At 72.8% G+C, this 7,111-nt stretch carries 7 protein-coding genes; 6 read left to right on the top strand and 1 reads right to left on the bottom strand.

Translation table 11 applies throughout. The features are described from left to right. The coding region (locus ACYVK5_RS21680; RefSeq protein ID WP_460708049.1) for a transposase at nt 1-554 on the top strand (554 nt) is incomplete at its 5' end. A gap of 52 nt (nt 555-606) precedes the next feature. Continuing rightward, nucleotides 607-942 (top strand): hypothetical protein, encoded by a 336-nt coding sequence (locus tag ACYVK5_RS21675; RefSeq protein ID WP_460708048.1) that lies wholly within the window; start codon nt 607-609, stop codon nt 940-942. A gap of 118 nt (nt 943-1,060) precedes the next feature. Here the strand turns inward: ACYVK5_RS21675 and ACYVK5_RS21670 are convergent, their stop codons facing one another. Further along, on the bottom strand, nt 1,061-1,441 hold the full coding sequence (locus tag ACYVK5_RS21670) for a DUF3499 domain-containing protein (RefSeq protein WP_460708047.1): 381 nt from the start codon (nt 1,439-1,441) through the stop codon (nt 1,061-1,063). Nucleotides 1,442-1,633: 192 nt separating this feature from the next. Here ACYVK5_RS21670 and ACYVK5_RS21665 point away from each other — a divergent pair, with 192 nt between their 5' ends. The 4 genes from ACYVK5_RS21665 to ACYVK5_RS21650 are packed head-to-tail and all read left to right on the top strand — an operon-like array spanning nt 1,634 to nt 6,996. Then, nucleotides 1,634-2,878 carry a glycosyltransferase family 2 protein gene (locus tag ACYVK5_RS21665; protein WP_460708046.1) on the top strand — a complete coding sequence of 415 codons (1,245 nt, stop codon included), beginning with the start codon at nt 1,634-1,636 and terminating at the stop codon, nt 2,876-2,878. Beyond that, on the top strand, nt 2,875-4,308 hold the full coding sequence (locus ACYVK5_RS21660; RefSeq protein ID WP_460708045.1) for a glycosyltransferase: 1,434 nt from the start codon (nt 2,875-2,877) through the stop codon (nt 4,306-4,308). Before ACYVK5_RS21665 ends, ACYVK5_RS21660 begins: the two co-directional genes overlap by 4 nt. Next, nucleotides 4,305-5,282 (top strand): lysylphosphatidylglycerol synthase domain-containing protein, encoded by a 978-nt coding sequence (locus ACYVK5_RS21655; RefSeq protein ID WP_460708044.1) that lies wholly within the window; start codon nt 4,305-4,307, stop codon nt 5,280-5,282. The genes ACYVK5_RS21660 and ACYVK5_RS21655 overlap by 4 nt, the downstream gene beginning before the upstream one ends. 22 nt (nt 5,283-5,304) lie before the next feature. Further along, complete coding sequence (locus ACYVK5_RS21650) at nt 5,305-6,996, top strand: hypothetical protein (RefSeq protein WP_460708043.1); 1,692 nt, start codon at nt 5,305-5,307, stop codon at nt 6,994-6,996. Nucleotides 6,997-7,111: the final 115 nt, after the last annotated feature.

The raw sequence follows: 7,111 nt of genomic DNA, 5'->3' as shown, positions 1-7,111 counted from the left end.
TTGGACATACCGCCCACCTCCCAAATTGGCGGACGTCTCTACGTTACGAGGGGAGGCACACGGCACGCGAGGACTCCGAGTACAAGCGGTGCGGGACCTGCTCGATCTTCGTGTTCACCCAGCCGCTGGCCGGATGGCGACGTGTCCAGGCCCTGCCCACCCGCACCCGCATCGACTGGGCCCACCAGGTCAAGGAACTGCTCACCGTCGATTTCCCGCACGCCGAGAAGGTCGTCCTGGTCATGGACAACCTCAACACCCACTCGATCGGGTCGCTCTACCAGGCGTTCCCCGCCGACGAGGCGTTCGCGCTGGCCCAGCGCCTGGAGATCCACCACACCCCCAAGCACGGCTCCTGGCTCAACATCGCCGAGATCGAGCTGTCCCGCCTGACCCGCCAGTGCCTGGACCGCCGCATCGACAACCTCGACGTCCTGAACACCGAGCTCGCCGCCTGGCAGGCCGACGCGAACACCGACCAACGCCAGGTCGACTGGCACTTCACCACCAGCAACGCCCGCACCCGCCTCCGCCACCTCTACCCAACCCTTTAGCCGCGACGGTCTACTAGTCGAGGAGCGATGGCACGACTACGCCGTCGACGACGTGGTGCACCTGTGCCGGTACGTCGCGCGAGCTCTCGACGGCGCCGCGGGCGGCACGGAGATGCTCTCGTGGTACGACAAGCTGCTCACCGAGATCCCCTCGAACCAGCGTCGGCTCCTTGCCGAAGGGGATCGGACGGCCGTCGACCTGGACGACGGCGCGGCGGTCGCGGTGGCACTCCTCGACGCGGTGCAGACGGGCCGATTCGGCGCACCGTTGCCCGGAGCCGAGCGCTACGCCACGCTGGGCGAGGCGGAACCCGCGGAGATGCTCGGGCGGCTCGCGCTCCTCGAGCAGGTGGACGGCGCGGAGGCATTCCTCGCGAGCCTGCGTTGACGTTTCCCGCCTCATGAACGCTGGGGATGGACGCTCGGGGAGAGTCCGCCATGCCTGCCGCACCGCGGAACGGCGGCGACGAGGGGAGGCCACCGCCGCGCCGTCGGCGCCCTGAGCCCTACTCCTCCGCGCGCAGCACCCGCAGGTGCCCCCGCCGGGCCGTCTCGGTCACTCCCGGCTCCTGCGCCGGAAGCTCGGTCGCGTCCGCGTCGGTCGCCTTGCGTGGCCGCCCCGCCTCGCGCACGGCGTCGGCCAGCGCCGACAGGTCGTCGGGCGACGGGGCGGGTTCCTCCGGGAACTCGGGGACCAGCCGGACCACCTCCCAGCCGCGCGGCGCGGTCAGGCCGTCGGCATGCTCGGAGCACAGGTCGTAGCTATGAGGCTCGGCGAGATGCGCGAGCGGTCCCAGGACCGCCGTCGAGTCCGCGTACACATACGTGAGTGTCGCGACCGCGGCATGGGTGCATGCGGACCTCGAGCACTGTCTCACCGATCTCACCCGCTGAGCGTACGCCGCTGACCGGGAGCAATGTCACGAACACGCCGAGCCGGTCGCGCCGAACTGCGGGACGCGTCGCGCACGGCCCCCGGACACAGCACCTCCACAGTGCCTCACCTCTCGGGTGCTCCCGCTCCGTCACCCGCTCAGTACGATGGGAATGCCCCAGCCCCGAGGCGGAAGTCCCTCCCCATGAAGCTGTTCGTGCAGATCCCCTGCCTCAACGAGGCGGAGACGCTCCCGCTCGTGCTCGCCACGATCCCCCGCGAGATCCCGGGGATCGACGAGGTCGAGATCCTCGTCATCGACGACGGGTCCACCGACGACACGGTGGAGGTGGCGCGCCGCCTCGGCGTGCGGCATTTCGTGCATCATGCCCGCACGATGGGGCTTGCCCGCTCCTTCCGCGACGGCGTCGACTACGCGCTGCGCCACGGCGCCGACATCGTCGTGAACACCGACGGCGACAACCAGTACCCGCAGGAGCGTATCGGCGACCTGGTCGCGCCGGTGGTCAGCGGCGAGGCCGACATCGCCATCGCCGACCGGCAGACCGCGACCATCGAGCACTTCTCGCCGCTGAAGAAGGTGCTGCAGAAGGTGGGCAGCGAGGTGGTCAACTTCGCCGCCGAGACGGGCCTGCCCGACGCCGCCAGCGGGTTCCGTGCGTACTCGCGCGCCTCCCTGATGCGCCTGAACGTGGTCACGCAGTTCAGCTACTGCATGGAGACGATCATCCAGGCGGGCAACAAGCGCCTGCGGATCACGAGCATCCCGGTCACCACCAACCCGAAGACCCGCGAGTCACGCCTGTTCTCCAGCATGGGGCAGCACATCCGCAAGTCCGGGCAGGCGATCATCCGCTCGTACCTCATGTACAAGCCGCACACGGTGTTCGTGACGCTCGGTGTCATCTTCGGCCTGGGCTGCCTGATCCCGTTCGGCCGGTACCTGGTGCTGCTGGTGCTCGGCCAGGCGGGCCAGCACATCCAGTCGCTGATCCTGGGATCGTCGATGCTGGTGGGGGCCCTGCTGTCGTTCGCGCTGCTGGTGATCGCCGACCTGCTGAAGACGAACCGCACGCTGATGGAGGAAACGCTGGAGCGCCTCAAGGAGGTCCAGTACGGACGCGTCGCGGGCACGACGCCGGAGGTGGCCGGGCCGGGTGCGACGGCCGCGTCGTCAGCCGGTTCGAGCGCGGGAGCCGTGGCGTCGTCGGTCGAGCAGAGTGCGGCGGTCCGAACCGCCGTGCCGGGCGAACCGCCCACGAACGGCGGGCCCGGCACGAACACCGGCCGCGTGGCCCCGTCGGCCGACGGCCCGGGCGAGGCGACCGGGACCCGGCCGGGCAAGCGCCCCGCCCTCAAGGCCGGGCGGTCCGAGGTGCTCCGCGACACGGCCGACGGCCGCGCCGAGGAGCCGGCGGGCCTGTCGTGATCCTGACGTTCGGCACCTACGACGCCGAACGCCACCCCCGCGTCGCCGTCCTCGTCGCGGGCCTGCGCGCCCACGGAACCGAGGTCACGGAGCTGAACCGTCCGCTCGGGTTCTCCACGGCCGAACGCGTCCGGATGCTGCGGCAGCCCTGGCGGCTGCCGCTGCTGGCGCTACGGCTGCTGGCGTGCTGGGCGGGCCTGACGGCCGGCGCGATGCGGCTGCGGCGCGCGCACGGGCGGCCCGACGCCGTGCTCGTGGGCTACATGGGGCACTTCGACGTCGTCCTGGCGCGGGTACTGTTCCCCCGGTCCGTCGTCCTCCTCGATCACCTGATCTTCGCCGGAGACACCGCCACCGACCGTGGCGCCGTCGGCCTGCGTGTACGGCTCCTGAACGCGCTGGACCGCGTGGCGACGGGGTGCGCGGACGTGGTCGTCACGGACACGGACGAGCACCGCGCCATGCTCCCGGACCCGTCGAAGGGCGTCACGGTCCTGGTGGGCGCCCCTACCTCCTGGTTCGACGTGGCACGGGACGACTACCGCCCCGCAGGGACCGCGGTGGCCGGCGCGAACGACACGGCCGCCAGCGGGAGACCTTCCACCGACGGCGATGTCATGCTCGGCGAGGCTGGTGCTGAAGAGACCGGCACCGCCAGGACTGTCGCCGCCAGGACCGGCGGTGACGGGACCGGCACCGGCGAGCCGGGCGTCGGCGGTGCCGACGGGACCGACGTCGGCGGGGCCGCGGCAGGCCGGAGCCTGCGGGTGGTGTTCTTCGGGCTGTACACGCCGCTGCAGGGGGCCCGCGTGATCGCCGAGGCGGTACGCGACGCCGTCGGCTCCGGGGCGGATCTCCGCGTGTCGATGATCGGGTCGGGGCAGGACCTGGACGCCGCCCGCGAGATCCTCGCCGGCACGCCCGGCGTCACCTGGCACGACTGGGTCGAGCCGGCCGAGCTGCCCGCGCTCGTCGCCGGCCACGACATCTGCCTCGGCATCTTCAGCGACACCCCGAAGGGCCTGCGCGTCGTGCCCAACAAGGTCTACCAGGGGCTGGCGGCCGGCTGCGTCGTCGTCACCTCCGACACTCCCCCGCAGCGGCGCGCCGTCGGCGACGTCGCCGAGCTCGTCCCGCCCGCCGACCCGCACGCCCTCGCGAAGACCCTCGCCGACCTCACGGACCCGTCCCGCCTCGCCGACGCGCGGGACCGGGCGGCAAGAGGCCGCGACGCGATCCGCCCGGCCTCAGTCGTGGCCCCGCTCGCCGAGTTCCTGTCGCACCCTCGCTCCCAGCGGGCGAAAGGCGGTCGGGGGATCTCCGTGACCGAGCACGAGGTTCCCGCGGACGTCGCCTCACCACACGGCGGTGACGTGGTCGAGACGCCGGGCAGCGCCGGCACCCGGCAAGCGGATGGCGGGCGGTCGTGAAGCAGCTCCTGGCCGTGGCCGCCCGTGCCATGAGATCGCCCGGCGTGCGGTGGGGATTCCTCGCCGTCGCCGTCGGGCTCGCCGTCTGGTACGTCGTCGACGCCCGGGCGGAGCTCGCCGACGCGGCCGCCATGCTGTCGGGCGGCACGCTGACCGCCGTCGTCGCCCTCGGGTTCGTGTACGTGTGGTGCACGCTGATCGCGTGGCGGGCCGTGCTCGCGGACCTCGGCTCCCGTTTGTCCCTGCGCGACGCCGTGAGCGTGTTCGGGCTCAGCCAGCTCGGCAAGTACCTGCCCGGCGGGGTGTGGAACGTGGTCGCCGCGGCGGAGATCGGGGCCGACCACAGCATTCCTCGGCACCGGTCGGTCGCCTCGATGGGGGTGGCCGTGCTGGTGTCGGTGGTGTCGGGCGCCGCCGTCGGGGCCGTCGCGCTCCCGTTCGTCTCGGCCGGCGCGCTCGGCGCCTGGAGCTGGGTGGTGTGGGTCACGCCCGCGATCGCCGTCGTCCTCCTGCCGCCGGTGCTCAACCGCCTCATCGGCCTGGCCCTGCGGCTCGGCGGGCGGGAACCTCTCGCCCGGCCCCTGACCTGGGGCGGCCTGGCGACGACGACCGCGTGGTCGGTGGCCGGCTGGCTCGTCGCCGGGACGCAGACGTGGGTACTGGCCACGGGGCTGGGCATGACACCGTCGGGCCGGACGTTCGCGCTCGCCGTCGGGGGCTGGGCGCTCGCCTGGACGGTCGGGTTCCTCGTCGTGCTCGCGCCGGCCGGCGTGGGCGTGCGCGAGGTCGTGCTCGCCGGGGTCCTGGCCGGGTCCCTCGCGGGCGTCGCGGCACCCGTCGCGGTCCTGGTCAGCCGGGTCGTGCTGACGGTGGTCGACGGCGTGCTGGCGGGCGCCGGGCTGCTGCTCGCACGACGCCGGACCCGGCATCTCACCGGAGCCCAGCCCATTTCCAAGATCACCCAGGCACCGTGACGCGGACCGATAATCTTCTGACGTGAACCGCGAGCAGCTCCGAGAGGCCGGCAGGAGGGCGACGGCACCCGTTCGTGCCGTCCCTGTCGTCGTTTGGCTGATCACGGTGCTGCACGTCGCCGTGATGCTTCAGCAGACCGCCGTCTTCCCCAACGTCCGCTCGCCCGACGAGCTGAAGCACGTCGACCTGATCGTCCAGGTGGAGCAGGGCCCGGCCTGGCCGTGGCCCGACCCGGGCACCATCTTCGTCGCGGAGGGCGTCAACGCCGGTCACTTCCTCTCCAGCGACCGGCTCTACGCAGGGCGGCAGTTCCTCGCGGACCGCGTGGCGGGTATCCACGCCGACGGGAACGAGCCCGCACCACCCCGCGGTGAACGGCCGTCGTTCGTCGACGACGGCGGCCTGGCGTACTGGGAGCCGGAACGCACGGACGGCACGACGGCGCCCGTCCCGGATCAGCTCGTCCAGCATCCTCCGCTGTACTACCTGCTCGGCGCCGCCGCGCTGCACGCCGTTCCTGACTGGACGACGGCGCCGATGGACCAGGTCTGGCTCTGGCTGCGCTGGCTGAACGCCCTGCTCGCGGCGCCGATACCGCTGCTGCTGTGGGCGTCGGCCCGCCGGCTGAGGCTGCCCGAGCCGCTGCCCGTCGCCGCCGCGCTCGCCCCGATCGCCGTGCCGGAGATGGAACACCTGTACTCGGCGGTCAACAACGACAACCTGCTGGTGCTGCTCGGGACCGCGCTCACCTACCTGCTGGTCCGGGTCATGACCGGCGATCTGTCCCGCCGCACGGCGATAGTGATCGGCGTCGTCGCGACCGCGGCGCTGCTGACGAAGGGGTTCGCGCTGATGTTCCCGGCGTGGATAGCGCTGGCCTACGGCGTCGCGGCGTACCGGGCGCGCGGCCGGCGCCGGGCGGCGGTCGGCTCGCTGGCGGTGGCCGCCGTCGCGACGCTGCCCGGGGTCGCCTGGTGGGTCCGCAACCTCGTGCTGTACGGGGCGATCCAGCCGCACGGATACCGGACGGAGGTCCCGGACCTCACTCCCGTCTACGGCTGGTCCGACGGCGGCGATCTCTGGCTCGAGCGCCTGCTGGAGCGCTTCGTGACGACGTTCTTCGTGCAGGACCACGCCGTCGCCGAGGCGCACGACGTCTCCTGGTGGGCCGCACGCGTCGCGCTCGCGCTGGTCACCGCCGGTGTCGTGACGGCCCTGCTGCGACGCACGGTGCCGCGGGCGACCGCCCTCGTGCTCCTTGCCGCCATCCCGATGCTCGGGGCGATCGTGGCGCGGGGCTCCTGGGAGCAGTTCGCCGCGTTCCGGGACCTCACCGCCGCTCAGCAGGGCCGCTACCTGTACACCGGCTTCGCCGGGGTGGTCCTCGTCGCGCTCGCCGGAGCCGCCGTGCTGCGGCCCGCCTGGCGCCGCTGGGTCCCCGTGGGCGTGCTGGTGCTCGCCCTCGGGCTGCACGCGGCCTTCCAGTACGACACCTGGGTCCTGTACTGGATGCCCGAGCACGAGTCCGGCTGGGCAGCGCTGGGCAGCGCCGTCTCAGCGGTGGAGTACTGGTACCCGTGGCCCCCGGGAGTGCTCGTCGCGATCATGGCGGTCGGCGTGGCCGCGGCGGCGGGCGTGACGTGGCAGGTGATCCGCCGCCCCGTGGTCGAACCCGCGGCGCGGGACCACGCGCCTGCCGGCACGCCGACGTAGCGGCTGCGCTGCGCCGACGTAGTGGCGACGTGGCGGCGGCGCGGCGGCGGCGCGAGGCCGGGTGTCCGCGCGATCTCCTATGCTGACGGCGTGATCCGCACCCTTGCCCGGGCCG

This window comes from Myceligenerans halotolerans (assembly GCF_054782975.1).
This window is presented reverse-complemented; position numbering and strand designations above follow the sequence as displayed.

Excerpts from the sequence above, each read along its gene's own strand:
- ACYVK5_RS21665 (WP_460708046.1), top strand. The coding sequence starts at position 1,634 with ATGAAGCTGTTCGTGCAGATCCCCTGCCTCAACGAGGCGGAGACGCTC.